Genomic DNA, 24,092 nt, shown 5'->3' on the forward strand with positions numbered 1-24,092 from the left:
CCCGCGCATTCGCCCTTTCCCCCGCCGCCAGCGCCTTCGCCGCCGAAGTGCGCGCGGGTTTGACGCGCTCGCCGCAAAAGGAACTGCCGTCGAAGTATCTGTATGACGAAGTCGGCTCGGCCCTCTTCGAGGTCATTACCGTCCTGCCAGAATACGGCGTCACGCGCAGCGAGGAGCGCCTGCTCACGCGCTACGCGTCCGAGATCGTCGAGGCGCTGCCCTCCGACGTGAAGGTCGCCGAACTCGGCAGCGGCAGCGGCCGCAAGACGCGCCGCATTCTCGAAGCGCTGTGCCGCAAGCGTCCCACGTCGTACTGCCCGATCGAGATTTCCCGCACCGCGCTGCAGTTGTGCCGGCGCGAGCTGGCCGATATCGAGCGCATTTCGATCGTCGGCTACGAGCGCGACTATCTCGCGGGGCTTTCCGAAGTGAGCCGCCAGCGCAAAGAGGGTGAACAACTGCTCGTGCTCTTTCTCGGCAGCACGATTGGCAACTTCGCGCGCCTTGCCGCCACGCGCTTCCTGCGTGACATCCGCGCGATGCTGCGTCCCGGCGACACGCTGCTGCTCGGCACCGACCTCGTGAAACCTGTCGATACGCTGATCGCCGCCTATGACGACGCCATCGGCGCCACGGCCGCGTTCAACCTGAACCTGCTTTCGCGCATCAACCGCGAGCTGGACGGCGACTTCGACCTGCACGACTTCGAGCACGTCGCGCGCTTCAATCCCGATGTGCGCAGCATCGAGATGCATCTGCGGGCGAGGCGCGACGTGCACGCCGAGGTGCACTCGGCGAATCTCACTGTGGAGATCGGTGCGGGCGAGACGATCTGGACCGAGAGCAGCCACAAGTACCACGCCGACGAAATCCCGGCGATCGCCGCCGACGCGGGCTTCGAGTGCACGCGTCAGTGGGTCGAGAAGGATTGGGGATTCGCGGAGAGCCTGCTTGCCGTGAAGTAAGCGGTGTCTGAAACGAAAAAGCGGTGCGCCTGAAAGTGGCGCACCGCTTTTTTTAATCGGGCGTTGTCAGTGCTGCTCGAAGCGCTCGTAACGTTTTTCGCTCAAGCGCTCCTCGCTTTCCACCGAACTGACACGCGCGGCCGGCGGCCCATGACGCAGCCACGAAAGCATGCGGTCCACCTGATTCGCCGTGCCCTGGATCACGGCTTCGACCGAGCCGTCCTCCATGTTCGCGACGTAGCCGCGAATGCGCAGCGCGTGCGCCTGACGCACCGTCGCATGACGAAAACCCACGCCCTGCACCGTCCCGCGCACGCGCACGTAGTACGTTTCGAGGCGCGTATCCAGATCCGGTTCGCTCATTGTTCGCTTCTCCATGCATGCTTTACGGTCGGCATTGTAGACGCCAACGCGCACACGCGCCGGGCCAGCGCCACGTACAATCCGTGCCACGCCGCGCACGCGGCGCCGATACCGACGCTGTTACCCGAACATGGAAGCGACCCTGTAATGACCGACATCTCCCGAGCCAACCGCGATCTCGTCCTGATCACCGGAGCGTCCGGCTTCGTCGGCTCGGCCGTCGCCCGCATCGCGCAGGAAAAGGGTTATGCCGTGCGTCTGCTGGTGCGCGCGACGAGCCCGCGCAAGAACCTCGAAGCGCTCGACGCCGAAATCGTCACCGGTGACATGCGCGACGCCGCGTCCATGCGAAAGGCACTCGACGGTGTGCGCTATCTCTTCCACGTGGCCGCCGACTACCGCCTGTGGGCGCCCGATCCGCACGAAATCGAGCGCGCCAATCTCGAAGGCGCCCAGGCCACCATGCGCGCGGCGCTCGACGCGGGCGTGGAGCGCATCGTCTACACAAGCAGCGTGGCCACGCTCAAGGTCACGAGTTCGGGCAACTCCGCCGACGAAACCTCGCCGCTCACTCCCGAGCAGGCGATTGGCGTGTACAAGCGCAGCAAGGTGCTTTCCGAGCGCGCCGTGGAGCGCATGATCGAGCGCGATGGCCTGCCTGCCGTGATCGTCAATCCGTCCACGCCGATCGGCCCGCGCGACGTGAAGCCCACGCCCACGGGCCGCATCATCGTCGAAGCGGCCACGGGCAAGATTCCCGCCTTCGTCGACACGGGCCTGAACCTCGCGCACGTGGACGACGTGGCGAACGGCCACTTTCTCGCGCTGGAGCGCGGGCGCATTGGCGAGCGCTATATCCTCGGCGGCGAAAATCTGCCGCTGCAACAGATGCTCGCCGACATCGCCGGGATGGTGGGCCGCAAGGCGCCCACGATCGCGCTGCCGCGCTGGCCGCTTTATCCGCTCGCGATGGGCGCGGAAGCCGTGGCGCGCTTTACGAAGCGCGAGCCGTTCGTGACCGTCGACGCGCTGAAGATGTCGAAAAACAAGATGTATTTCACGTCGGCGAAGGCGGAGCGCGAGCTCGGTTATCGCGCGCGGCCGTATCAAGAGGGCTTGAAGGATGCGCTCGCGTGGTTCCGCGAGGCGGGGTATCTGAACGTCAAATGAGCGCCAAACAAGCGCCCAAAAAGCGCGAACCAGGCGGCGCTGAGGAAACTGTTACAACTTTTCTTGCGACATGCGTACAACGCCTGAAGGGCAATGCGCGCGAGCTACGGTTAAAATCGCGGGTCTTACCTGAGAAGCTCGCATGAATCTTCAAGACCAGATTGGCGTGCTCGAAGTGGGCGTCGATCAGCTCCTTCAGGCCGCCGCCGCCGCGCAAGCACCGCGCGCCGATGAACGCGCCGCCGCAGTTCCCCAGCAGGACACTCCCGTTGCACAGCGCGATGCGGAGCGTGCCATCGCTGAGCCGCCGCAAACCGTTGCCGTCGATACGGCCGCGGACACTGCCGATGCCGTCGCGGCCGCAGAACCCGTTGAAGCCGTTGAAGCCGCAAACGCATCCGTGACCGAAACCGCCGAAGCCATCGAACCTGCTGCCGAGGCGGCGAACGCTGCGCATGCGCAGCCCGAATTGCACGTGGCGCGCCCGTCGCAAAACGAAATCACGCTGACGATCGGCGGCCAGACGGTGACGCTCAATGCGCTGCAAGTCGGCCAGATGATCGAGGAGCTCTCGAACGCGCGCGCCTCGATGCAGCCCGAACCGCCGCCCGGCATTCCGCAAGGCTGGCGTTTCGCATCGACGAAGAATCCGATGATGGCCGTGCAGAAACAATCCAACGGCGACCGCCTGCTGGTGCTGCGACATACGGGCCACGGCTGGGTGCCGTTCACGTTCACGCCCGACATCGTCGCGCAGATGTACATGATGCTCACGCAGCGATAACGCGCTCGGACACCGTCAAAACGAAAAAGCCGTCGAAACCGACGGCTTTTTTCATTGGCTGCTCCCGACAACGAGCGCCTCAACGTCCCTGCACCGGCGCCTGCACACGCGCCTTCCACTGCCCGCCCTTGCCGCGCCAGAAGCGCCAGGCCGAAGCGAACGTCGCGCCCACGTAGAACAGCGCCACGAGCGGCAGGAACGGCGCCCACAGGGGCGAGCGCCGGTAGTAGGCCAGCATCGGCGAGTACGCGCAGCACATCAGCGCCCAGGCGATCCACGCGGGCCAGCCCTTCGGCCCGAGCACGAGCGCGACCACGGGCGGCGCGAGATAGATGATCGCCATGCCGAGTAGCGTGCCCGCGAGCTGCCACGCCGAGTAATGCAGCTGCGTGAACGCCGTGCGGGCGATCATGTTCCAGATGTCCTTCCACGAATCGTACGGACGCAGCGACACGCTCTTCGCGGCAACGTCGAGCCGGATCGGATGATGTCCCTCGCCGCGATGCTTGATGCGCGCCGCGAGGCTGCAGTCGTCGATCAGCTCGGCGCGGATCGATTCGATACCGCCCGCCTCTTCGAGCGCCTGGCGGCGCACCAGCATGCAGCCGCCAGCGGCAGCGGCCGTACGGTTCTTCGGATTGTTGACCCACGAGAACGGGTAGAGCTTCGCGAAGAAGAATACGAACGCCGGAATCAACGCCTTTTCCCAGAAGGAATCGCAGCGCAGCCGCACCATCAGCGAGACGAGGTCGCGGCCTTCGGCCTGCGCGCGCACCACGAGCTGCGCGAGCGCGTCGGGCGGATGGCCGATGTCGGCGTCGGTGAGCAGCAGGTAGTCGGCGGGCAGTTTGAGTGTGCGTACCGCCTCGATGCCTTGCGACTGCGCCCACACCTTGCCTGACCAACCCGCTGGCAGCGGCTTCGCCGTAATCACGCTGAGCTTTTCCGGGCATTGCAGCGCGAGCGCGGCCGCGCGGGCGGCTTCGGCGGTGCCGTCGGTGCTGTGGTCGTCGATCACGATCACGTGAAACTCGCCGCCGTAGTCCTGCTGGAGCAGCGAGCTGACAGCCTCGCCGATCGCATCGGCCTCGTTGCGCGCCGGCACCACGGCGCACGCCGCGGGCCAGCCGGCCGCGGGCTCGACAAGCGGCAGCGGCGCGGCCGGGCGCGCGCGCCAGAAACCGCCGCGCCCGAACAGCAGCACGAGCCAGATCAGCAGCGAGAGACAGGAGACGGCAAACAGAATGGTCGTAGTCATGCGTTGTTACTCTCGATCGAAGGTGCGCGCACGCCCACGCGGCGCGACAGCCACATGGCCGCCGTGCGCAGGAGCACCACGGCCCAGTCGGGGGCGCGCAGCGCTGGCCGCGCGCGGAACACATCGTAGCCGCCGCGCTCGATGACTTCGAGCATGCGCAGTGCGCCATGGACGACGCTGCACAGTTCGAGGCCGAAGCGCCCTGGCACGCGCAGCGCCAGCGGCGCGCCGCTCACCATCAGCGCCCGCGCGCGCGCCACCTCGTGCGCCATCAGCGCGCGCCAGGCGTCGTCCACGCGACCGGCGGCAATCTGCGCCTCGGTTACGCCAAAGCGCTCGCGGTCGGCGAGCGGCAGGTAAATGCGGCCGCGCGCCCAGTCGGCGCTCACGTCCTGCAAGAAGGTAACGAGCTGCAAGGCGGTGCAGATCGCATCGGAATCGGCGAGATTCTCAGGCGTCGCTTCGTGGATCAGGTGGAGCATCAAGTGGCCAACCGGGTTCGCCGAGCGCCGGCAGAAGTCCAGCAGCTCGAAACGGTCGGCATAGCGCGTCGTGTCGATATCCTGATCGAACGCCGCGACGAGATCGTAAAACGGCGCGAGTGGCAGGCGGCACTCGCGCACGACGTCGGCGAGCTTCGCGAACAGCATGGGGTGCACGCGCGCCGGGCGGCCTTCGGCCACGGCGTTCAGGCCTTCGCGAAAATCGGCGAGGCGCGTGTGGCGCTCCTCGGGGCTCCAGTCACCTTCGTCCGCGATGTCGTCGAGCGTGCGCGCGACGTGGTAGATCACGCCGACAGGCACGCGCAGCGCCTTCGGCAGCAATACGCGCGCTACCGGAAAATCGTCGTAGTGGTCGGGTTCCATCAAGGCGTCCAGAATGGGGTCGTATCCTCGGGCGCCATCCAGGCGACCCGCAGGACGCGATATTTTAAGGGTTCCCGGGGTATGTTGCACCGCGCAACGCCAGGTCGCCGGCTCCGGGTGCCGTCCCGGGCGGCCTGCGCGACGTGCTTTGCGCAGGCCGCATCGCATGCCGCGGAAGCAGCACACAGCAGGCTTTTCGGGAAAAATGGAACGCTGCGCGGCCGTCGCCGTCGCGCGCACGCCTCACCCGCGAGTGCTCCACACAGCAAACGAAAGGCGTAGGGGGTAAAATGCGCGTCTAGTTTTTACTCCGTCACCCTTTGGCGGATTTTTTGCATCCTTAATAAATAGACAGCCGCCGGCGATCAGGTCATTTTTACCGACTCGCTCGCCTCATGCGGCAGTCGGAGTTCGCCACCAATATGCGAGTGATCCTTGCCCAACCCCGCGGCTTTTGCGCGGGGGTTGTCCGCGCTATCGAAATCGTCGATCGCGCATTGCAGAAGCACGGCGCGCCGGTCTACGTGCGCCATGAAATCGTCCACAACCGTCATGTGGTCGAAAACCTGCGCAACAAGGGCGCGCGTTTCGTGGAAGAACTCGACGAAGTGCCGGAAGGCGCCGTGGCGATTTTCAGTGCCCACGGCGTGGCCAAGACCGTGGAGCGCGCCGCCGAGGAACGCGACCTCGACGTGCTCGACGCCACCTGCCCGCTCGTCACGAAGGTTCACGTGCAGGGCCGTCAGTACGTCGCGGCGGGCCGCACGCTGATCCTGATCGGCCATGCCGGTCACCCTGAAGTGGAAGGCACGATCGGCCAGATTCCCGGCACCGTGCTGCTCGTGCAGAGCGAAGCCGATGTTTCGAAGCTCGATCTGCCGCTCGATGCACCGCTCGCGTACGTGACGCAAACCACCCTTTCGGTGGACGACACGCGCGGCATCATCGACGCGCTGCTCGCGCGGTTCTCCGACATCGTCGGGCCGGACACGCGTGACATCTGCTACGCAACGCAGAACCGCCAGGCCGCGGTGCGCGAACTGTCTGACCAGGTGGAGGTTCTGCTCGTCGTGGGCGCAACGAACAGCTCGAACTCGAATCGTCTGCGCGAAATCGGCAGCGAAACCGGTGTGCCGAGCTACCTCGTCGCCGACGGCTCGGAAGTGAAGGCCGAGTGGTTCGCCAATGTGCAAACGGTCGGTATCACGGCCGGCGCATCGGCGCCTGAAGAAATGGTTGAGAACGTGATTGACGCGCTGCGCGCGTTGGGGCCTGTCGAGGTGTCGACGATGGCGGGCCGTGAAGAAAAAGTCGAATTCAAGCTGCCGTCGAAGCTCTTGCAACCGCTCGTCGCGCGCGAAGTTTAAGGAGGACACGCTTTGTCTATTCCGCTGCTACAAAAAGTCCGCGTTGGCTCGTACATCTTCCGCCAGCATTTCAGCGGCAACAAGCGCTACCCGCTCGCGCTCATGCTCGAGCCGCTGTTCCGCTGCAATCTCGCCTGCAATGGCTGCGGCAAGATCGACTATCCGGATCCCATCCTGAACCAGCGTCTGTCGCTGCAGGAATGCCTCGAAGCCGTCGATGAGTGCGGCGCGCCGGTCGTTTCCATCGCAGGCGGCGAGCCGCTGCTGCACAAGGAAATGCCGCAGATCGTCAAGGGCATCATGGCGCGCAAGAAGTTCGTGTATCTCTGCACGAACGCGTTGCTCATGGAAAAGAAGATGGACGACTACGAGCCGAACCCGTATTTCGTCTGGTCGGTGCACCTCGACGGCGACCGCGAAGCGCACGACCACTCGGTCTCGCAGGAAGGCGTGTACGACAAGGCCGTCGCGGCCATCAAGGAAGCCAAGCGCCGCGGCTTCCGTGTGAACATCAACTGCACGCTGTTCAACGACGCCGTGCCCGATCGCGTGGCGAAGTTCTTCGACACGGTCGGCGAGATCGGCGTCGACGGTATCACGGTGTCGCCGGGCTATGCCTATGAGCGCGCGCCGGACCAGCAGCACTTCCTGAACCGCGACAAGACGAAGAACCTGTTCCGCGAAATCTTCAAGCGCGGCAACAACGGCAAGAATTGGTCGTTCAGCCAGTCGAGCCTGTTCCTCGACTTCCTCGCGGGCAACCAGACCTACCAGTGCACGCCGTGGGGCAACCCGGCGCGTACGGTGTTCGGCTGGCAAAAGCCCTGCTATCTGGTCGGCGAAGGTTACGTGAAGACCTTCAAGGAACTGATGGAAACGACGGACTGGGACAAGTACGGCACCGGCAAGTATGAGAAGTGCGCGGACTGCATGGTCCACTGCGGCTTCGAGGCGACGGCCGTGATGGACACGGTTGCGCATCCGCTGAAGGCCGCGCGCGTTGCCCTTACGGGCGCACGCACCAAGGGCGCGTTCGCGAAGGACATCCCGCTCGAAGGCGCGCGTCCGGCTGAGTACGTGTTCTCGCGTCACGTCGAGATCAAGCTCGAAGAAATCAAGAGCGCGGCCAAGACGAAGAAGCCGGTGACGGTCGCGGCTAGCTAAGTCGCCTTCCGCCACTGGCGGATGAAACGCCAGAAGGGCGCAACGGTCATGCCGTTGCGCCCTTTGTCTTTTTGCGGCGCAGCCTGGTGCGCCGCGCGCGCTTCAATGCCCTGCCGACTGCCGCGCCATCGCGACGATGTCGCTTTCCTTGATGGTGCGAATCACCTTTTCTTCCGCGCGCAGATCGAGCGAGCGGCTCAGCACGTAGTAGCTCGCGCCCGCCACGATCAGTCCAACCAGCCACGCGAGATCGATGCCATCCATCAGGTGTGCGAAGTAGCCGACAAAGATCTCCTTGCCCGATTCGTTGTCGACGATGGCGAAGAACGGCACCATCGCGGCGAAGCCGATCAGATACGCGGCAATCCCGCGCGCCTGCCACGCGCCGTAGATGCCATGGGGCGTGAAGAAGTGCGAGATCGCGTAACGCCCCTTGCGCACGAAGAAATAATCGACGAGATTCACCGCGGTCCACGGCACGAGGAAGTACAGCATCAGCACGAGGAACGTGTTGAGCAGCGCCACGCCGTTACCCTTGATCGACAGCGTGCACGCCATGACCATCGCGCAGATCGTCATCACCGCGCCAATGCGCGCACGGCGCGTGGGCTTGATCTTGCGGAACGAATCGACGCCCGTGAGCAGCGTGAGCATCGCGCTGTAGGTATTGAGCGCGATGATCGGCAGAAAGCCCGCCACGGATACGACGACGAGCAGGCTGCCGCAGCCCGGAAACAGCGACGAGCCCACCTGATTGAGCGCGACGAGCGCATCCGATGCCTTCAGCTGCTGAGCGAGCCACGCGCCGAGACCGATCATCCACGCCCCCGAAAGCGAGGCGCCGAGGAAGATGGCCGGAATCAGCTTCGCGCGGCTCGTGTGCTTCGGCAAATAGCGCGAGTAGTCCGAAACATAGGGCGCATACGAGATGTTGTAGCTCGCGCCGATGGCAAACTGCGTGAGGAATGCGACCCAGTTGAAGCCGAGGTGCGCCCCCGCGCCTGACGCCACGGCAGGAACGGCCGGAACAGCAACGCCCTTGCTTGCGCCGAACGCAAGCGCAATCGTGACCAACGCGTAGAGCGGCAGCGTCGCGATCAGCGCCCACTTGAACGCCTTGTGCATGAGGTCGTGGCCGTAGATCGCGAGCACGCCGCCCGCGAGCGACGCCACGATCGCCACCACCGAGGGATTCACACCGAACACGTTCTTCAAGCCGTCCATGATCAACGAGATGTTCACGACGTTGAAGCCCACGAACACGAAGAGCGTAGCGAGCAGCGCGAGTGCGACGCCGCGATAGCCGAACTGCGCACGCGACTGGATCATCTGCGGCAAGCCCATCTCCGGGCCCTGCGAGCCGTGGAACGCCATGAAGATCGTGCCGAACATGATGCCGAGCGCGCCGCCCAGCGTGGTCCAGCCGGCGGAGAGGCCCATGCTCGGGCCGACGAAGCCGATCGAGATGGTGAAGAAGTGGAAGTTGCCGAGGAACCAGAACGGGCCTTGGCTGCTGAGCTTCGCGTGACGCTCGCGCTCGGGGATGTAGTCGATCGAGCGGCTCTCGATTTCGAGACCGGCCGTCTCGACCGCGAGGCCGGCGTTTTCGTGGGCATTCATGCTGCTTGTCTCCAGATTTTCGTAGTGTGTTCGCGCGGCGGCGCAGGTGCACGGCCGCTCAGTCGCGGCGCTTCACGCCCGGCAGCACGCAGAGCATTTCGAACGCGAGATTGGCGCCGAGCAGCGCCGTGGTGCCGAACGGGTCGTACGGCGGCGCCACTTCCACGAGGTCCGCGCCGACGATATCGAGCCCCCACGAGCCGCGAATGATCTCGAGCGCCTGCGGCACGGTCAGCCCGGCGATCTCCGGCGTGCCGGTGCCCGGCGCATAGGCGGGATCGATGCCGTCGATGTCGAAGCTCAGGTAGACCGGTCCGCCCTGCACGCGCGCGCGCACTTCTTCCATCAGCGGCGCGAGCGAACGGTTCCAGCATTCTTCGGCCTGCACGACCTTGAAGCCTTGCTGGCGGCACCAGTCGAAGTCCTCGGCCTCGTAGCCGGTGCCGCGCAAACCGATCTGCACGACGCGATCGCAATCGAGCAGCCCTTCCTCCACAGCGCGGCGAAACGGCGTGCCGTGCGCGATCTTCTCGCCGAACATCGTGTCGTTCACGTCGGCGTGCGCGTCCACGTGGATGAGGCCCACGCGGCCATGCTTGCGATGGATCGCGCGCAGGATCGGCAGCGTGATCGTGTGATCGCCGCCCAGCGAGATCGGGCGGCAGTCGTGTTCGAGAATTGCGTCGTAGGCGGCTTCGATGCGCGTGATCGAATCGGCGAGATTGTAGGGATTCGTCGCGACGTCGCCGATATCGGCCACGCGCAGCGAATCGAACGGCGCCGCGCGCGTCGCCATGTTGTACGGGCGCAGCAGCACGGATTCCGCGCGCACCTGGCGCGGGCCGAAGCGCGCGCCGGTACGGTTCGAGGTACCGAGGTCGAACGGCACGCCCACGAAGCAGGCATCGAGGCTCGACGCATCCTCGACTTGCGGCAGACGCATCATCGTCGCGATCCCGCCGCAGCGGGGCATGGCATTGCCGCTGAGCGGCTGGAAGTATTGGTCAGACATTACGGATCTCCACTTTCATTTACCGTGACGTATCATTCGAAACGGCCATAGCCGCAGTTGTAAGCGCGTATCAGCGAAAGATGAATAACGATTCTGTCGTTGTTCACATAGATTCGAGTCTATGTATCGATGTTTTCCCCGGAGAATCCATGCTCGGCAGCCTGACCGATCTCGATTTGCGCCTGCTGCGCGTCTTCGTTGCCGTGGCGGACGCCGGCGGCGTGAGCATCGCGCAGACCACGCTGAACGTGAGCCAGCCCACGATCAGCGCCCAACTCTCGACGCTCGAAACGAGGCTCGGCTACCGGCTTTGCGAGCGCGGGCGCAGCGGCTTCAAGCTGACGGAAAAAGGGGAGCGGCTCTACGATCTGGCGACCACGCTGCTCGCCGCCGCCGAAGAGTTCACGCTCAAAGCGCGCCACCTGGACCGCAAGCTCGTGGGGACATTGAGCATCGGCCTGATCGGCCATACGCCGACCAGCCAGAACGCGCGCATCAGCGAGGCGATCGCAACGTTTCGGCAACGCGACGAAGCGGTGCGTTTCTCGATTTCGGTGAAGTCGCCCGGCGAACTGGAGGAGCAGTTGCTCAACGGCGAGACCCAGATTGCGGTGGGCTATTTCTGGCATCGCGTGCCGACGCTCGAATACACGCCGCTGTTCATCGAGCGGCAGATCGCGTATTGCGGACGCGGGCATCCGCTGTTCGAACGCGCCGGGCAGATCGACCCGCTGGAAGCCGCGGAATACGAATGGGTATGGCGCACGTATCCCACGCCGGAGGCCCAGCACTCGACGACCCAAAGCAAGGTCACCGCGCAGGCCGACAACATGGAGGCCGTTTCGTTACTGATTCTTTCCGGCCACCATCTCGGCTACCTGCCTCAACAGTTTGCGGCGCCGCATGTGCGGCGTGGCTTGCTCGCCGCGCTCAATCCGAAGCAGCTCGGCTACGAGGTCACGTTTCATGTGGTCACGCAAAAGCGCAATCGGCATAGCCCGATCGTTCGAGCGTTCCTGGAGGACCTGAAGAACGCGCATCTGCACGAGGCAGAAGACGATGCGCAATGAAAGCGCGGCGCGACAGACTCGATACCTGTCGCGCTCTTCATGCGTCACTTCGCGCTGAATGGCGATACCGTTGCATTCGCCGTGGTCGCGGCCGCCGCAGCCGGCGTCCAGCGATACACCACAGCGCTCGCGGCGTTGTAGTTGTCCTTCGTCACGACATACTCGCCAGTCGAGCGCAGATACGCGCGAAGGCCGTACATCGAGTCCACGTCGTTGCCCACGTACACCGCGTTCGGATTGCTGTTGATGAGCGTCGTGTCGATTGCGCCCGTGGTGAGATTGAAGGCATCGATGTTCGGCACGGTGTGCACGTAGCCCACGAACAGGTAGTTTCCGGCGGCCGCAATCGATTTCGGATTCGCACTCGTGAGCGTGATCACCGGGTTCGGCGCGCTCGTATTGCCCGCGAGCCAGCCGTGATACACCTCCACGCGCGTGCCGACCGCGGTCCAGTCGGTAATGCTGGCGTCCTCTCCCGTGAGGATCATCGTGTCGCTTTCCGGCAGATAGACGATGCGCGTGAGCCTCGAGATCGTGGCGGGAATCGGCGTGGTGAGCGCCGCGCCCCAGAGCGGCTTGCCGGTCGTGTCGAAGCCGGTCAGCGGGTAGTGGGAAATGACGTTGGTCTTGTCGAGTCCAACCCACAGGTCGCCCTTGCTGTCGAGGCAAAATCCGTTACGCACCGGCGCTGTCGTATTGAACGCCGACCCAGGCAGCGTGTAGTCGGGAATAGCGATATAGCCGCTTGCCGCGTTGAAGTGGAAGAAATAGAACGTATCGGGGTTCTGACCGGCGGCCACGAGAATGCGGTGGCCACTCACGCTCGCCACCTGCGCGAAATGCTCGCCGCGCGCGATGTCCGCGAGATTGATGCGCGGATCGGAGGGATACGTAATTGGGTCGATGGTGTTGGCAACGAAGGTGCCGCCAGCCGTGCCCGAATAGACATTCATACCGCCGTAGAACAGCGCGCCGTCGGTGCCCGGGTCCGGCGCCGCATTGCCTTCGAAATTGAGCGACTGGAGCTTCCAGCGCAGCGTGCCGGTGCCATCGTATGCCTGCAGATCGGTGCCGCCGTTGCGGCCGAGGTCCCACGAACCGCCCCACGGATTGTTCAGCACGTACAGCGTGCCCGCGGAATCCTTGCCGATGCCCACCACGCGCGTGAAGCGCTTGTCGCCCACCTGCCCCTTGGTGCCCGTGGTCGTTTCGAGATAGCCGCCCTGAATACCGAACGTGCCGGTTTGGGAAGGCGTGCCCGCGACGCTGTAGTTCTTGATGTTCATGTCGGGACCCGAGTCGCCGATCATCAACTGTGAGGTCTGCGAATCGAAGTACAGCGACGAGGGGCGCGCCGTAGACGCGAGTTGGATGGTGTTCAGGAGCTGACCGCCGGCGCTGAATTCGAGCACGGCGCCCGCGCTTTTCTGCGCGACCCAGAGGTTGCCGCTCGCGTCGAGCGTCAGCGCGCCCGGCCCCGCCATGCCGATATCGCGTTGCCAGACGCCATCCGTGGTGTACACGCGCACGCGGTTGCCGGGGAAGTCACTGGCGTAGAGCAGCGAGCCGGAGGTCGCGAGTCCGGTGATCACATCGGCGAGCTTTTCGGTCGTATCGGCGCTCACGGCAATGAGCAGGTCGCGCCCGCCGCTCGTGCGGTTGTACCGCCCGACGTTGCCGCTGCCATACGTGGCGTTGTACTGCATCGCGACGAACAGCGAAGTCGCATTGCCCGTGATCGCCCCGCCCTGGAAGTCGCCGTGCCCGCCGATCGAGCCGAGGCTCTGGCCGTTCTGGTAGATCGCCACGCCGCCTTCGTTTTCGTCCCACATCGACGACGTGTAGATCACGCCTTCGGGCGCGACCCACATCGAGCGGGCCACGTTGCCCACGTGCGTCGCGTTGGCGCCGTAGGTGTTCGCAATCCAGTCGGTGGTGTATTGCGCTTCGCAAACGGGCGTAACCGTTGCGGTAAGGGCAGCCGCAAACAACGCTGCGCCAATTCGATGCAAGATCATGAAAGATTCTTTGATTCGTACACCTTACGGTGCAGGTGTTGAAGGTGCAGTGATGCCGACGCGGCAAACGCGCAGCCCGATTCCCGACGATTCGAATCCGTGCGCGCCGCCGCACGCGGCGTCATGCGTCGAATTGGTGTGGAGCTTCGTAAAAGTTAACGGCAGCCGCGCTGCGAGAATTGAGCGCTTTTTGATCGAACCCCGAGCCGCGCTGATTACAGGCGTAAAAAAAGGCGCGACGGCCTTCGCCATCGCGCCTTTTGCTGAGCGTATCCGCTCAGGCGGGAGTCAGCAGCACTTCCCTGCGCCTGCTCCATAGCGGGCGTTTTGCCGCTCGCGGAAAAACTCCTCGTACGTCATCACCGGGCGGTCGGGGTGCGTCGCGCGCATATGCGCGACGTAGCCCTCGTAGTCCGGCAAACCGACCATCAAACGCATGGCCTGGCCGAGATAGCGCCCGGCCGTTTGCACGTTGTCGCGAAGTCCCGAGAACATGGTGCGCTCCGTTCAATGCACGCGATTCGTCACGACGGCCGCGCCGCCAGCCGGCATCGCCTGATACGGCGTTTCCTGCACGGTCGGGCGGTCGATGCGGCGTGCGCGCGCAATCGCGATCAGGCCATACACGACGATGCTCACCACCACGAAGATGAACAGGCCCGAAAGCGCGGCATCCACGTAGTCGTTGAAGACCATGCGCTGCATCTGCTCGATCGACTTGGCGGGCGCGACGACCTTGCCTTCCGCAATCGCCGCCGAAAGCTTCTGCGCGTGCGCGACGAAGCTCACCTTCGGGTTGTTGTCGAAAATCTTCTGCCAGCCTGCCGTGAGCGTACAGATGAGCAGCCACAGCGTGGGCACCGCGGTCACCCATGCGAACTTCTCGCGCTTCATCTTGAAGAGCACGACGGTGGCGAGCATCAGCGCGATACCGGCGAGCATCTGGTTCGAGATGCCGAAGAGCGGCCACAGCGTGTTGATGCCGCCGAGCGGATCGACCACGCCTTGATAGAGGAAGTAGCCCCACGCGGCCACGCATAGCGCCGTGGCGATCAGGTTGGCCGGCAGCGATTCCGTGCGCTTGAGCGACGGATGGAACGTGCCGAGCAAATCTTGCAGCATGAAGCGGCCCGCACGCGTGCCCGCGTCCACAGCGGTCAGGATGAAGAGCGCTTCGAACAGGATGGCGAAGTGATACCAGAATGCCATCATCGCTTCGCCGCCCACCACCTGGTGCAGGATCTGCGCCATGCCGACGGCCAGCGTCGGTGCGCCGCCCGCGCGCGCGACGATGGTCGTCTCACCCACGGCCTGCGCGGTGTGCGTGAGCATTTCCGGCGTGAGCACGAAGCCCCAATGGCCCACGGTTTGCGCGACGGCGTCCGGCGTCGTGCCGAGCACGGCGAGCGGGGCGTTCATCGCGAAGTACACGCCCGGCTCGATCACCGATGCAGCCACGAGCGCCATGATCGCCACGAACGATTCCATCAGCATCGCGCCATAACCGATGAAGCGCGCGTTGGTTTCGTTATCGAGCAGCTTGGGCGTCGTGCCCGAGGAGATCAGCGCATGGAAGCCCGAGACCGAACCGCACGCGATCGTGATGAAGAGGAACGGGAACAGGTTGCCCGACCAGACCGGGCCCGTGCCGTCGATGAACTTCGTGAAGGCCGGCATCTTCAGTTCCGGCGCGACGATCAGAATGCCGATCGCGAGCGCGAGAATCGTGCCGATCTTGAGGAACGTCGAGAGATAGTCGCGCGGCGCGAGCAGCAGCCACACCGGCAGCACCGAAGCGACGAAGCCGTAGCCGATCAGGATCCACGTGAGTTGCGTGCCCGTGAACGTGAACCAGGCGGCGAGGGTGGGTGAATCATGCACGTGCTGGCCGAAGGCGATGGACGCCATCAGCAGCACGAAGCCAATGATCGAGATCTCGCCGATCTTGCCCGGGCGGATGTAGCGCACATAGAGGCCCATGAAGATCGCAATGGGAATCGTCGCGGCCACCGTGAACGTGCCCCACGGCGAGTTCGTGAGCGCCTTCACCACGATCAGCGCGAGCACCGCGAGAATGATGATCATGATGAGGAAGGTGCCGAAGAGGGCGATTACGCCGGGCACTGGGCCCAGTTCCATCTTCACGAGGTCGCCGAGCGAGCGGCCGTCGCGGCGCGTGGAGAGGAACAGCACCACGAAGTCCTGCACGGCGCCCGCGAACACCACGCCCGCGAGAATCCAGAGCATGCCGGGCATGTAGCCCATCTGCGCGGCCAGCACCGGGCCCACGAGCGGGCCCGCGCCCGCGATCGCCGCGAAGTGGTGGCCGAACAGCACGAACTTGTTGGTGGGCACGTAGTCGAGCCCGTCGTTGTGGCGCACGGCCGGCGTCATACGCAGGCCGTCCAGTTGCAGGACGGTGCTCGCGATGAAGCGGCTATAGAAGCGATACGCGATCAGATAAACGCACACGGCGCAGATCACGATCCACAGCGCGCTGATTCGCTCGCCATGCGCGAGCGCGATGGTGCCGAACGCGAACGCGCCAAGCAGCGCGACCAACGTCCAGACGACAAAACTGGATGTCCGACTCATGCGGTGTCTCCATTGTGGTTTTTTTGTGCCCGGAATCGAGTTCGGGCCCTGACGCGCCGATTGATACCGACGCATGCATGACGCATTGCGCCATGTCGTGGGCGGTAGTATTCGCTTTCGCACCGTCAGCCACAACCGGACAACTACGTAAGTGCGCTACGTAGAACTACGTAGGGAAACCAACAGTTCGTTGCGTGCTCAACGACAGTCGTACCCGCTGCGTAAATTACCGGCTCCGTCGCGCGCCCGGTTATCCTTGCAGACTCAGCTTCCGAACACCGTCATGCCCGCCCCATTTTTCTTCGCCGACCGCCGCCTGAAGACGAAAATCTTCCTGCTCGCGGTCGTGCCATTCCTTGCCGCCATTGCCGGCATTGGGATCGGCGTGCGCCAGCAGGCCACGCAACTCGCGCAAACGCAGCACGCGACCATGCAGAGCGCCTATCTGTCGAGCAAGGAGATCGAGCTGCGCCACTACGTGGAGCTGGCCACGAGTGCCATCGCGCCGCTCTATGCGCCGGAGGAAAACGCCAGCGCCGCGTTGCCAGCGCCCGAGAACGAAGCCGACCGCCAGCTAGCCGCGCTGGCCGTGCTGCAGAAGATGGACTTCGGCCCCGACGGCTATTTCTTTGTCTACGACATGCACGGGCGCTCGCTCATGCATCCGCGCGAGCCTGCGCTAGTCGGCCAGGATCTCTGGAACCTGCGCGACCCGCAAGGCGCGCTCACGATCCAGCAACTGATTGCCGCGGCCCAGCGCGGCGGCGGCTACGTGCGCTATATGTGGCATCGTCCGTCCACCGGCAAGCTCGCGCCGAAGCTCGGCTATGTCGTGCCGCTGCCGCGCTGGGGCTGGATGATCGGCACCGGCATCTACCTCGACGACGTCGATTCGACGCTCGCGCATATCGACGAGCGCGCCTCCGCGAATATCGAGCACACCATCCAGTGGCTCGGCGTGATCGCACTCGCGGGCGTGCTCGTGATCGCGCTCGGCGCGCTCGTGCTCAACGTGAGCGAGCACCGCAGCACCGACGCCAAACTCAAGCGCCTCGCGCAGCAGGTGGTCGAATCGCAGGAGCAGGAGCGCGCGCGGCTCTCGCGCGAACTGCACGACGGCATCAGCCAGATGCTCGTTTCGGTGAAGCTGTTGCTGGAGTCGGCGCTCGCGCGCTTCGAGCGCGGCGAAACGCGCGTGCCCGCCGCTGAAGCGTCGCTCGCCACCGGCCTCTCGCGCCTTTCCGACACGCTGCGCGAAGTGCGCAGCATCTCGCACGCACTGCGCCCCTCGATGCTCGACGACCTGGGCCTCGCCGCCGCGCTGGAGCAACTCACGCGCGAACTGGCCGAGCAAACCGGCATCGAGATTGCCTTCACGCAAACCGCGCCGAAGGCGGCGAGCAGGAAGGCGCAAGCGGCCACGCTGCCCGACGCCGTCAACACGGTGCTCTTTCGCATTGCGCAGGAAGCGCTCACCAACATCGTGCGGCACGCGCAGGCGGCGCGCGCTGCGCTCACGCTCGAGGTCGCCGCGAACGGCGTGACGCTCGGCATTGCCGACAACGGCCGCGGCTTCGACGTGGCGCACGCGCTGGCCGACCCGCGTGCGGGTCTGGGCCTGCGCAACATGCGCGAGCGACTGGAGTCGCTGGGCGGCCGGCTCGATATCACCTCGCAGCCAGGTCATACGCTCGTAACGGCGTGGGTGCCTGTGCCTCCCAATGCGCCACACACTACGCCGCCCAACGCTGCGCCAAAGACCAACACCGTATCCGGAACGCCGACTTGACGATGACGAATGCAAACGTGAACGAACTGACCAGCCCAGGCGCCAGACCCGCGCGCCTCGTCCTCGTCGACGACCATCCGCTCGTTCGCGACGGCTTGCGCGCGCGGCTCGAAGCCGTGCCGGGTTTCGAGGTGGCAGGCGAAGCCGGCAACGCCGACGAGGCCATCGCGCTCGCGGCGTCGCTCGAACCCGATCTCGTGCTGATGGACGTGGGCATGGCCGGCGTGAACGGCATCGCGCTCGCGGGCATCTTCCACGAGCGCTTTCCGGGCATCCGCGTGCTGATGCTGTCGATGCACGACAACGTCGAATACGTGACCGAGGCGGTGCGCGCGGGCGCGAGCGGTTACGTGCTCAAGGATTCGCCGGCGACCGAGATCATCCGCGCGATCGAGGCCGTGCTAGCCGGGCGCACGTATTTCAGCGCGGGGCTGAGTGCGCGCATGATCCAGGCGTCGGCGCGCAGCACGCCTGTGGAACGGCTCACGCCACGCGAGCGGGACATTCTCGACGCGCTCGCACAAGGGCTATCGAGCAAGCAGATCGCACAGCGCGAGGGGCTCTCGGTGCGCACGGTGGAAACGCACCGGCTCAATCTCAAGCGCAAGCTGGAGATCGAAGGCCAGGCTGAGTTGATCAAGTTCGCGGTGGAGCACCGCAGGAAGTGAAACGGGCGCTCCGGATTACCCGGAGCGCCCGCGCAGGCACAATGCGTGTGCAACCACCGATCGACGATCAGCTGCGTGCGTTGTGGTCGACGAGGAACTTGATGAGCCCGTCGATGCCGCCCTTGGCGATCTGGTCGGCGAATTGCGTCTGGTAGACCTGGATCAGCCAGGCGCCCATCATGTTGATGTCGTAAATCTTCCAGCCGTTAGGCGTTTGCGTGAGGCGATAGTCGATGGCGTCGTCGCCGCCGTTGCTGATCACATGTGACTGCACCACGGTGTCTTTCGCGCCCGCCCCTGTGTTCGAGGGTGCGAACTTGAAGGTCACCTGCGTATCGCGAAGTTGCGAGAGCGACGATGCGTACGTCTTCACGAGCAGGAGTTGAAATTGCTCATACAGCTTCTGCTGCTGTTCGGGCGTTGCCGTCGCCCAGGGTTTGCCAACGGCGATTCGCGTGGTGCGTTTGAAGTCGGTGGCGGGAACGAAATGGGTCTCGACCACCTGGGTGATCTTGTTCATGTCGCCGCCGCGTGCCTGCGGGTCGGCCTGCATCGCCTTCACGGTGCCTTCCACGGCGGCCTTGACGGTGGCATCTGGCGCGGTCTGCGCGAACGCGGCGCCCGAAACGCCCGTGAAACAGGCGGCGACGAAAAATGCGGTCAGGTAACGTTTCATACGCTCTTCTGGAACAGTGAAATTCAAGCGCCGGTACAGTGCGGTTCAGTGCGTGCGGTTTGGTGCGCTCGCGCAGCGTTCGCGCCCCCGGCCGAGCCAGTATAACGGCTTTGACGCATACGCTGCCGAGGCGCGGCCTTAAGCTCGATGTGCATGACCCGCGCCGGGAAGGGCGGGGCCGGTATACTTGTGCGTTTCGCGTCAAAGAACCTAATTGACAGGGCCCCCTCGCCTGTATGCTGAAGCCATTTATCATTAGCCTCGTCGCCTGGTCGGTGCGCCGCGCGGCGTGGGTGATCACACTTGCGATCGTGCTTGCCGTGCTTTCCGGCGTGTACGTTGCGAAGCATTTCAAGATCAATACCGACGTCAGCGGTCTCGTCGAGAACACGGCCGAGTGGGCCGCGTTGAGCGAGGCCAAGGACAAAGCGTTCCCGCAGCGCGCGAGTTCGCTGCTCGTGGTGGTCGAAGCCGACGCGCCCGAACTCGCCGACGCCGCCGCCGACAAGCTCGCCCAGGCGCTCAAAGCCGACTCGCGCGAATTCAGCGCCGTCTCGCAGCCCGCGGGCGGCCCGTTCTTCCAGCACAACGGCCTGCTCTTTCCGTCCACGGCCACCGTGCTCTCGACCACGGGCCAGCTCGTGCAGGCGCGCCCGCTCGTGAACCAGCTCGCGAAAGACCCGAGCCTCGCGGGTCTGGCCGGCACACTCACGACCACGCTGCAGTTGCCGCTTACGATCGGGCAGATCAAATTGCCGCAGATGGCGAACCTGCTTGGCAGCGCCGCCAACGTCGTCGACGAGGTGCTGGCTGGCAAGCCCGCTGCATTCTCGTGGCGCGCGCTCGTCGACAAGGACTCGGCTACGAAGCCCGCTTTCGCGTTCATCACCGTTCAGCCAGTGCTGAACTTCGGCGCGCTCAAGGCGGGTGCGAACGCGTCGGAGGCGATACGCGCGACCGCCGCCTCGCTTCATCTCGACACCGAATTCGGCGCGCGCGTGCGCCTCACGGGCGAACAGCCGCTCGCCGACGACGAGTTCGCCTCGGTGCAGGATGGCGCCGCGCTCAACGGCGTGATCACGATCATCGTCGTGCTCGTCATCCTGTGGCTCGCACTGCGCTCGGGCAAGCTGATCGGCGCGACGCTCATCACGCTCGTGATCGGCCTCGTCATCACGGCCGCGCTCGGCCTCATGATGATCGGCTCGTTCAACATGCTCTCGGTCGCGTTCATGGTGCTGTTCGTGGGGCTAGGCGTCGATTTCGGCGTCCAGTTCGGCGTGAAGTATCGCGAAGAGCGCTTTCAGGACGAGCGGCTCGACGCCGCGCTCCTCAAGACCGCGCGCACCATCGGCGTGCCGCTCACGCTCGCGGCGATCGCCGTGGCCGAAAGTTTCTTTTCCTTCCTGCCAACGGCCTACAAGGGCCTCTCGGAACTCGGGCAGATCGCGGGCGTGGGCATGTTCGTAGCGTATGTCTGCAACATGACCGTGCTGCCCGCGCTCATCCGCGTGTTCAACCCCAGGGGCGAGCGTGTGTCGCCCGGCTTCGCGTTCCTCGCGCCCGTCGACAAATGGCTCGCCGAGCATCGCAAGCCCGTGCTGATCACCACGCTCATCATCGTGGTGGGCGCGACGCCCTTGCTGCTGCATCTGCGCTTCGACTTCAATCCGCTGCATTTGAAGGATCCGCATACTGAATCGATGGCGACGCTGCTCGCGCTCAAGAACTCGCCCGTCATCTCGATCAACGACGTAAGCGTGCTCGCGCCGTCGCTCGAAGAAGCCGACAAGATCGCGGCACGGCTCTCGAAGCTGCCGGAAGTGGCGCGTGCAACCACGCTCAGCTCGCTCATTCCCGACGATCAGCAGCAAAAGCTCATGCTGATCTCGAGCGCCGCACAGCAGCTTCTGCCCGCGCTCACGCAGCAGCCGTCCGCGCCCGTGACCGACGAGGTGCGCGTGCAGACGCTCAAGCGCGCGGCCAACCAGCTCTCGCTCGCCGCGAGCGACCATCCGGGGCCCGGCGCGGCCGAGGCGAAGCATTTGTCCGACTCGCTCAACAAGCTCGCAAGCGCGAGCCCGGACACGCGTGACCGCGCGGAAAAAGCGTTCGGCCTCACGCTCAAGCTCGCCTTCGCGCAGCTCGCGCGTCTGTTGCAGCCCTCGGAAATCACGCGTGAAAACCTGCCGCCCGAGATGGCGCGCGACTGGGTGGCGCCGACCGGCCAGGCGATCGTGGACATCGCACCGCGCGTGCCGCCGGGCGTCGATTCCAACGACGACGTGATGCTCGCGCGCTTCGCGCACGCGGTGAAGGCGGCGGAGCCGAACGCGATCGGCGGGCCGATTTCGATCCTGCATTCGGCGAACGTGATCATCCTCGCGTTCTTCCAGGCAGCGGGTTGGTCGGTGCTCCTCATCACGGCGCTGCTCTGGATCACGCTGCGCAATTTCGGCGACGTGCTGCGCACGATCATTCCTCTGCTGGTATCGGCGCTCGTCACGCTCGAACTGTGCGTCATATTTGGAATTCAGCTAAATTTCGCGAACATCATCGCGCTTCCCCTGATGCTCGGCGTCGGTGTCGCGTTCAAAATCTATTTCGTAATGGCCTGGCGCGCGGGGCAGACTGGCCTCCTGCATTCGAGCCTCACACACGCGGTGCTTTTTTCCGCCGCGACCACGGCCACGGCGTTCGGGAGCCTGTGGCTATCGCATCATCCGGGCACGTCGAGCATGGGCAAACTGCTCGCGCTGTCGTTGTTTTGTACGCTGATTGGCGCCGTGGTATTTCAGCCGGTGCTGATGGGCAAGCCGCGCGCAAAGCGCGCGAGATCGGAAATTCAGGGGATCGACCAATGAAGAAGAATCAAGCCGCGCTCACCATGGCGGCGGCGGGCCTGGCGCTCCTCGTGACGTCGGGTTGCGCTACGGGCCCCGACCGCAAGCCGGGCGATCCGTTCGAGCCCGCGAATCGCGCGATTTTCACGTTCAACGACAAACTCGACACCTACGTCGCACAGCCCGTCGCCAAGGGCTACCAGAAAGTGACGCCGCAGCCGCTGCGCCAGGCGATCACGAACTTCTTCTCGAACATCGGAGACGTCGACAACCTCGCAAACAACTTGCTGCAGCTGAAGATCACCGACGCCGTCGAGGATCTCATGCGTATCGCGATGAACACGACCTTCGGTCTGGGCGGGCTGATCGACTTCGCGACGGCGGCGGGTCTGCCCAAACACCATCAGGACTTCGGCCTCACGATGGGCCACTACGGCTTGCCGGCCGGCCCGTACCTCGTGCTGCCGCTGTTCGGGCCGAGCTCGGTGCGCGACGGCATCGGCATGGCCGTGGACGTGAAGTTCAACGTCATCAACTACTTCGAGCCGGCGGTGCGCAACCCGATGTATCTCGCGCAGTTCATCAGCGCGCGCGCGGACCTGCTCGGCGCGACCGACCTGCTCAAGCAGGCGGCGCTCGACCCGTATTCGTTTGTACGCGACGCGTACCGCCAGCAGCGCGAATCGCTGATTCGCGGCGGGCGTAGTGGCAACAATGCACCGCTGCCCAATTACGGCGAGCCGGGCGACGAGGGTGGCGACGGCGGCGGGGCCAAGCCGAACGAGAACGGGGCGCCGAATTACGAGGATCCGGGCGAGTCGGGTGGCGCTGGCAGCTCGGGCGGCGCGGCCGCGCCTGGCGCTTCGAACAATGGTCTGCCGAATTACGACGATCCGGGTGAGGGAAGCGCGGCGGCGACGGGTGCGGCCGCGGCTGGCGCGGGTCCGGGCGCCGCGGCAGCGGCGGGTACGGCTGGCGTAGCGGCTACGGCGTCGGCACCTGTTGCGGCTTCGGCTGCTGTGCCGGCTTCTGGTGTGACGGCTGCGCCGGCGAAGCCGGCGTCGGCGCCTTGAAGGGTCGCCGTCAGGCGCTTTCGGACGCTAGACCAGAACGACGGTATCGCTGTATCGCGCAACCTGCCGGTCGTGCGATATCAGCCTGAGGGGTTCAGTCAAGGCTTGCGCCACGAGCAGCCGGTCAAACGGGTCCTGGTGGTGTAACGGCAGCGATTCGACCGCCACAGCATGCTCGGCCTCGATTGGCAGAATGCGATAGCCTGCTTGCCTGAAGTAGTGCAGCGCCGCTTCTCCGGACAGTGGCATGTCACCGCGCTGCAGGGAATACTTGATGCCGATTTCCCAGATGCTTGCGGTACTCACGTAGATCGTGCTCGTCGGCGCCAGAATCAGTTCGCGCGCCGCGGCCGGCAGCTTTGGGCTATCTGCGATGGCCCAAAGCGCTATATGCGTGTCGAGCAGGACGTTCACGCACCGCCTCCGTTAAACAGCGCGGCGACCTCTTCGTTGTGCGCATCGATATCATCGGGCACCTCGAACGCGCCCTTTGCGACCCCGATGCGCCGCTCGACTGGCGTTTCCGGAGCGAGCGGCACCAGCCGCGCGACCGGCCGCCCGCCGCGGGCAATAATGATTTCTTTTTCCCGTCCAAGTTCGACATCCTCGACGAGTCGTGAGAGCGACGACTTGGCTTCCAGCATGTTCACGTAAGGCATGGTGCCTCCAGTTGATTCAACTTAGTCTAGTCTGGCTAAGAACTCGAATCAAGCAAATTTGAAGCCGCAGAAGCGCAAAAAAACCCGGCAACCTTCCCAGGTTGCCGGGTTTTTCATTCGCGCCGTGCGTAC

The 24,092-nt window shown here is 64.7% G+C and carries 22 protein-coding genes; 11 read left to right on the plus strand and 11 right to left on the minus strand.

What is annotated here, in order from left to right:
• The first annotated feature begins 47 nt into the window (after positions 1–47).
• A complete protein-coding gene (egtD, locus tag VSR72_RS36970; RefSeq protein WP_342957234.1) occupies positions 48–965 on the plus strand; it encodes an L-histidine N(alpha)-methyltransferase in 918 nt (305 codons plus the stop codon).
• 66 nt (positions 966–1,031) lie between these two features.
• Here egtD and VSR72_RS36975 read toward each other — a convergent pair whose 3' ends face one another.
• Positions 1,032–1,328: an acylphosphatase gene (locus tag VSR72_RS36975; protein WP_254333165.1), complete on the minus strand. Its 297-nt coding sequence runs from the start codon at positions 1,326–1,328 to the stop codon at positions 1,032–1,034.
• A 147-nt stretch (positions 1,329–1,475) separates the two neighbouring features.
• Between VSR72_RS36975 and hpnA the strand changes: the two genes are divergently transcribed.
• Together hpnA and VSR72_RS36985 are read left to right on the plus strand one after the other, a co-directional pair.
• Entirely contained in the window at positions 1,476–2,498 is a 1,023-nt protein-coding gene (gene hpnA, locus VSR72_RS36980) for a hopanoid-associated sugar epimerase (protein ID WP_342957174.1), read from the plus strand.
• 142 nt (positions 2,499–2,640) lie between these two features.
• Positions 2,641–3,282 (plus strand): hypothetical protein, encoded by a 642-nt coding sequence (locus tag VSR72_RS36985; protein WP_342957175.1) that lies wholly within the window; start codon positions 2,641–2,643, stop codon positions 3,280–3,282.
• 79 nt (positions 3,283–3,361) lie between these two features.
• Here VSR72_RS36985 and VSR72_RS36990 read toward each other — a convergent pair whose 3' ends face one another.
• Positions 3,362–4,540: a glycosyltransferase gene (locus VSR72_RS36990; protein ID WP_342957176.1), complete on the minus strand. Its 1,179-nt coding sequence runs from the start codon at positions 4,538–4,540 to the stop codon at positions 3,362–3,364.
• Positions 4,537–5,406, minus strand: a complete 870-nt coding sequence (hpnC, locus tag VSR72_RS36995) for a squalene synthase HpnC (protein ID WP_342957177.1) — start codon at positions 5,404–5,406, stop codon at positions 4,537–4,539. Before hpnC ends, VSR72_RS36990 begins: the two co-directional genes overlap by 4 nt.
• 422 nt (positions 5,407–5,828) lie before the next feature.
• Between hpnC and ispH the strand changes: the two genes are divergently transcribed.
• Both ispH and hpnH read left to right on the plus strand, forming a co-directional pair.
• Positions 5,829–6,773 carry a 4-hydroxy-3-methylbut-2-enyl diphosphate reductase gene (gene ispH, locus VSR72_RS37000; RefSeq protein WP_254353571.1) on the plus strand — a complete coding sequence of 315 codons (945 nt, stop codon included), beginning with the start codon at positions 5,829–5,831 and terminating at the stop codon, positions 6,771–6,773.
• A gap of 12 nt (positions 6,774–6,785) precedes the next feature.
• On the plus strand, positions 6,786–7,937 hold the full coding sequence (gene hpnH / locus VSR72_RS37005) for an adenosyl-hopene transferase HpnH (RefSeq protein WP_342957178.1): 1,152 nt from the start codon (positions 6,786–6,788) through the stop codon (positions 7,935–7,937).
• A gap of 102 nt (positions 7,938–8,039) precedes the next feature.
• Here the strand turns inward: hpnH and VSR72_RS37010 are convergent, their stop codons facing one another.
• A complete protein-coding gene (locus VSR72_RS37010; protein ID WP_342957179.1) occupies positions 8,040–9,557 on the minus strand; it encodes a cytosine permease in 1,518 nt (505 codons plus the stop codon).
• 58 nt (positions 9,558–9,615) lie between these two features.
• Positions 9,616–10,569, minus strand: a complete 954-nt coding sequence (gene speB, locus VSR72_RS37015; protein ID WP_342957180.1) for an agmatinase — start codon at positions 10,567–10,569, stop codon at positions 9,616–9,618.
• A 149-nt stretch (positions 10,570–10,718) separates the two neighbouring features.
• On the opposite strand from speB, the gene VSR72_RS37020 reads away from it, so the two are divergent.
• Positions 10,719–11,639 carry a LysR family transcriptional regulator gene (locus tag VSR72_RS37020; RefSeq protein ID WP_342957181.1) on the plus strand — a complete coding sequence of 307 codons (921 nt, stop codon included), beginning with the start codon at positions 10,719–10,721 and terminating at the stop codon, positions 11,637–11,639.
• A gap of 44 nt (positions 11,640–11,683) precedes the next feature.
• Here VSR72_RS37020 and VSR72_RS37025 read toward each other — a convergent pair whose 3' ends face one another.
• Entirely contained in the window at positions 11,684–13,657 is a 1,974-nt protein-coding gene (locus tag VSR72_RS37025; protein ID WP_342957182.1) for an SMP-30/gluconolactonase/LRE family protein, read from the minus strand.
• Between VSR72_RS37025 and VSR72_RS37030 the strand changes: the two genes are divergently transcribed.
• Positions 13,656–13,976 carry a hypothetical protein gene (locus tag VSR72_RS37030; RefSeq protein WP_342957183.1) on the plus strand — a complete coding sequence of 107 codons (321 nt, stop codon included), beginning with the start codon at positions 13,656–13,658 and terminating at the stop codon, positions 13,974–13,976. The two genes, VSR72_RS37025 and VSR72_RS37030, sit on opposite strands and share 2 nt — an antisense overlap.
• On the opposite strand, the gene VSR72_RS37035 is transcribed toward VSR72_RS37030, so the two are convergent.
• Both VSR72_RS37035 and VSR72_RS37040 read right to left on the minus strand, forming a co-directional pair.
• Positions 13,946–14,152 carry a YbdD/YjiX family protein gene (locus tag VSR72_RS37035; protein WP_233884010.1) on the minus strand — a complete coding sequence of 69 codons (207 nt, stop codon included), beginning with the start codon at positions 14,150–14,152 and terminating at the stop codon, positions 13,946–13,948. The genes VSR72_RS37030 and VSR72_RS37035 overlap by 31 nt on opposite strands.
• 12 nt (positions 14,153–14,164) lie before the next feature.
• Complete coding sequence (locus VSR72_RS37040) at positions 14,165–16,252, minus strand: carbon starvation CstA family protein (RefSeq protein WP_342957184.1); 2,088 nt, start codon at positions 16,250–16,252, stop codon at positions 14,165–14,167.
• 283 nt (positions 16,253–16,535) lie between these two features.
• Here VSR72_RS37040 and VSR72_RS37045 point away from each other — a divergent pair, with 283 nt between their 5' ends.
• On the plus strand, positions 16,536–18,041 hold the full coding sequence (locus VSR72_RS37045) for a cache domain-containing protein (protein WP_342957185.1): 1,506 nt from the start codon (positions 16,536–16,538) through the stop codon (positions 18,039–18,041).
• A gap of 26 nt (positions 18,042–18,067) precedes the next feature.
• Positions 18,068–18,709 carry a response regulator transcription factor gene (locus VSR72_RS37050; RefSeq protein ID WP_342957235.1) on the plus strand — a complete coding sequence of 214 codons (642 nt, stop codon included), beginning with the start codon at positions 18,068–18,070 and terminating at the stop codon, positions 18,707–18,709.
• A gap of 67 nt (positions 18,710–18,776) precedes the next feature.
• On the opposite strand, the gene VSR72_RS37055 is transcribed toward VSR72_RS37050, so the two are convergent.
• A complete protein-coding gene (locus VSR72_RS37055) occupies positions 18,777–19,385 on the minus strand; it encodes an ABC transporter substrate-binding protein (protein ID WP_342957186.1) in 609 nt (202 codons plus the stop codon).
• 236 nt (positions 19,386–19,621) lie between these two features.
• Between VSR72_RS37055 and VSR72_RS37060 the strand changes: the two genes are divergently transcribed.
• Together VSR72_RS37060 and VSR72_RS37065 are read left to right on the plus strand one after the other, a co-directional pair.
• On the plus strand, positions 19,622–22,249 hold the full coding sequence (locus VSR72_RS37060; RefSeq protein WP_342957187.1) for an MMPL family transporter: 2,628 nt from the start codon (positions 19,622–19,624) through the stop codon (positions 22,247–22,249).
• Positions 22,246–23,301: a VacJ family lipoprotein gene (locus tag VSR72_RS37065; protein WP_342957188.1), complete on the plus strand. Its 1,056-nt coding sequence runs from the start codon at positions 22,246–22,248 to the stop codon at positions 23,299–23,301. The genes VSR72_RS37060 and VSR72_RS37065 overlap by 4 nt, the downstream gene beginning before the upstream one ends.
• Before the next feature lie 27 nt (positions 23,302–23,328).
• On the opposite strand, the gene VSR72_RS37070 is transcribed toward VSR72_RS37065, so the two are convergent.
• Positions 23,329–23,715 carry a type II toxin-antitoxin system VapC family toxin gene (locus VSR72_RS37070; protein ID WP_342957189.1) on the minus strand — a complete coding sequence of 129 codons (387 nt, stop codon included), beginning with the start codon at positions 23,713–23,715 and terminating at the stop codon, positions 23,329–23,331.
• Positions 23,712–23,960, minus strand: a complete 249-nt coding sequence (locus tag VSR72_RS37075; RefSeq protein WP_342957190.1) for a prevent-host-death protein — start codon at positions 23,958–23,960, stop codon at positions 23,712–23,714. The genes VSR72_RS37070 and VSR72_RS37075 overlap by 4 nt, the downstream gene beginning before the upstream one ends.
• Positions 23,961–24,092: the final 132 nt, after the last annotated feature.

The sequence above is a fragment of the Paraburkholderia sp. JHI869 genome (assembly GCF_038900775.1).
In the GTDB taxonomy this organism is placed as follows: domain Bacteria; phylum Pseudomonadota; class Gammaproteobacteria; order Burkholderiales; family Burkholderiaceae; genus Paraburkholderia.

Coding starts and splice junctions, on each gene's coding strand:
- VSR72_RS37045 (WP_342957185.1), top strand. CDS start 16,536: ATGCCCGCCCCATTTTTCTTCGCCGACCGCCGCCTGAAGACGAAAATC.
- VSR72_RS37075 (WP_342957190.1), bottom strand. CDS start 23,960: ATGCCTTACGTGAACATGCTGGAAGCCAAGTCGTCGCTCTCACGACTC.
- VSR72_RS37025 (WP_342957182.1), bottom strand. CDS start 13,657: ATGATCTTGCATCGAATTGGCGCAGCGTTGTTTGCGGCTGCCCTTACC.
- ispH (WP_254353571.1), top strand. CDS start 5,829: ATGCGAGTGATCCTTGCCCAACCCCGCGGCTTTTGCGCGGGGGTTGTC.
- VSR72_RS37055 (WP_342957186.1), bottom strand. CDS start 19,385: ATGAAACGTTACCTGACCGCATTTTTCGTCGCCGCCTGTTTCACGGGC.
- hpnA (WP_342957174.1), top strand. CDS start 1,476: ATGACCGACATCTCCCGAGCCAACCGCGATCTCGTCCTGATCACCGGA.
- VSR72_RS37060 (WP_342957187.1), top strand. CDS start 19,622: ATGCTGAAGCCATTTATCATTAGCCTCGTCGCCTGGTCGGTGCGCCGC.
- VSR72_RS37010 (WP_342957179.1), bottom strand. CDS start 9,557: ATGAATGCCCACGAAAACGCCGGCCTCGCGGTCGAGACGGCCGGTCTC.
- VSR72_RS36975 (WP_254333165.1), bottom strand. CDS start 1,328: ATGAGCGAACCGGATCTGGATACGCGCCTCGAAACGTACTACGTGCGC.
- VSR72_RS37030 (WP_342957183.1), top strand. CDS start 13,656: ATGAAAGATTCTTTGATTCGTACACCTTACGGTGCAGGTGTTGAAGGT.
- speB (WP_342957180.1), bottom strand. CDS start 10,569: ATGTCTGACCAATACTTCCAGCCGCTCAGCGGCAATGCCATGCCCCGC.
- hpnC (WP_342957177.1), bottom strand. CDS start 5,406: ATGGAACCCGACCACTACGACGATTTTCCGGTAGCGCGCGTATTGCTG.
- VSR72_RS36985 (WP_342957175.1), top strand. CDS start 2,641: ATGAATCTTCAAGACCAGATTGGCGTGCTCGAAGTGGGCGTCGATCAG.
- VSR72_RS37065 (WP_342957188.1), top strand. CDS start 22,246: ATGAAGAAGAATCAAGCCGCGCTCACCATGGCGGCGGCGGGCCTGGCG.
- VSR72_RS37040 (WP_342957184.1), bottom strand. CDS start 16,252: ATGAGTCGGACATCCAGTTTTGTCGTCTGGACGTTGGTCGCGCTGCTT.
- VSR72_RS36990 (WP_342957176.1), bottom strand. CDS start 4,540: ATGACTACGACCATTCTGTTTGCCGTCTCCTGTCTCTCGCTGCTGATC.
- VSR72_RS37035 (WP_233884010.1), bottom strand. CDS start 14,152: ATGTTCTCGGGACTTCGCGACAACGTGCAAACGGCCGGGCGCTATCTC.
- VSR72_RS37020 (WP_342957181.1), top strand. CDS start 10,719: ATGCTCGGCAGCCTGACCGATCTCGATTTGCGCCTGCTGCGCGTCTTC.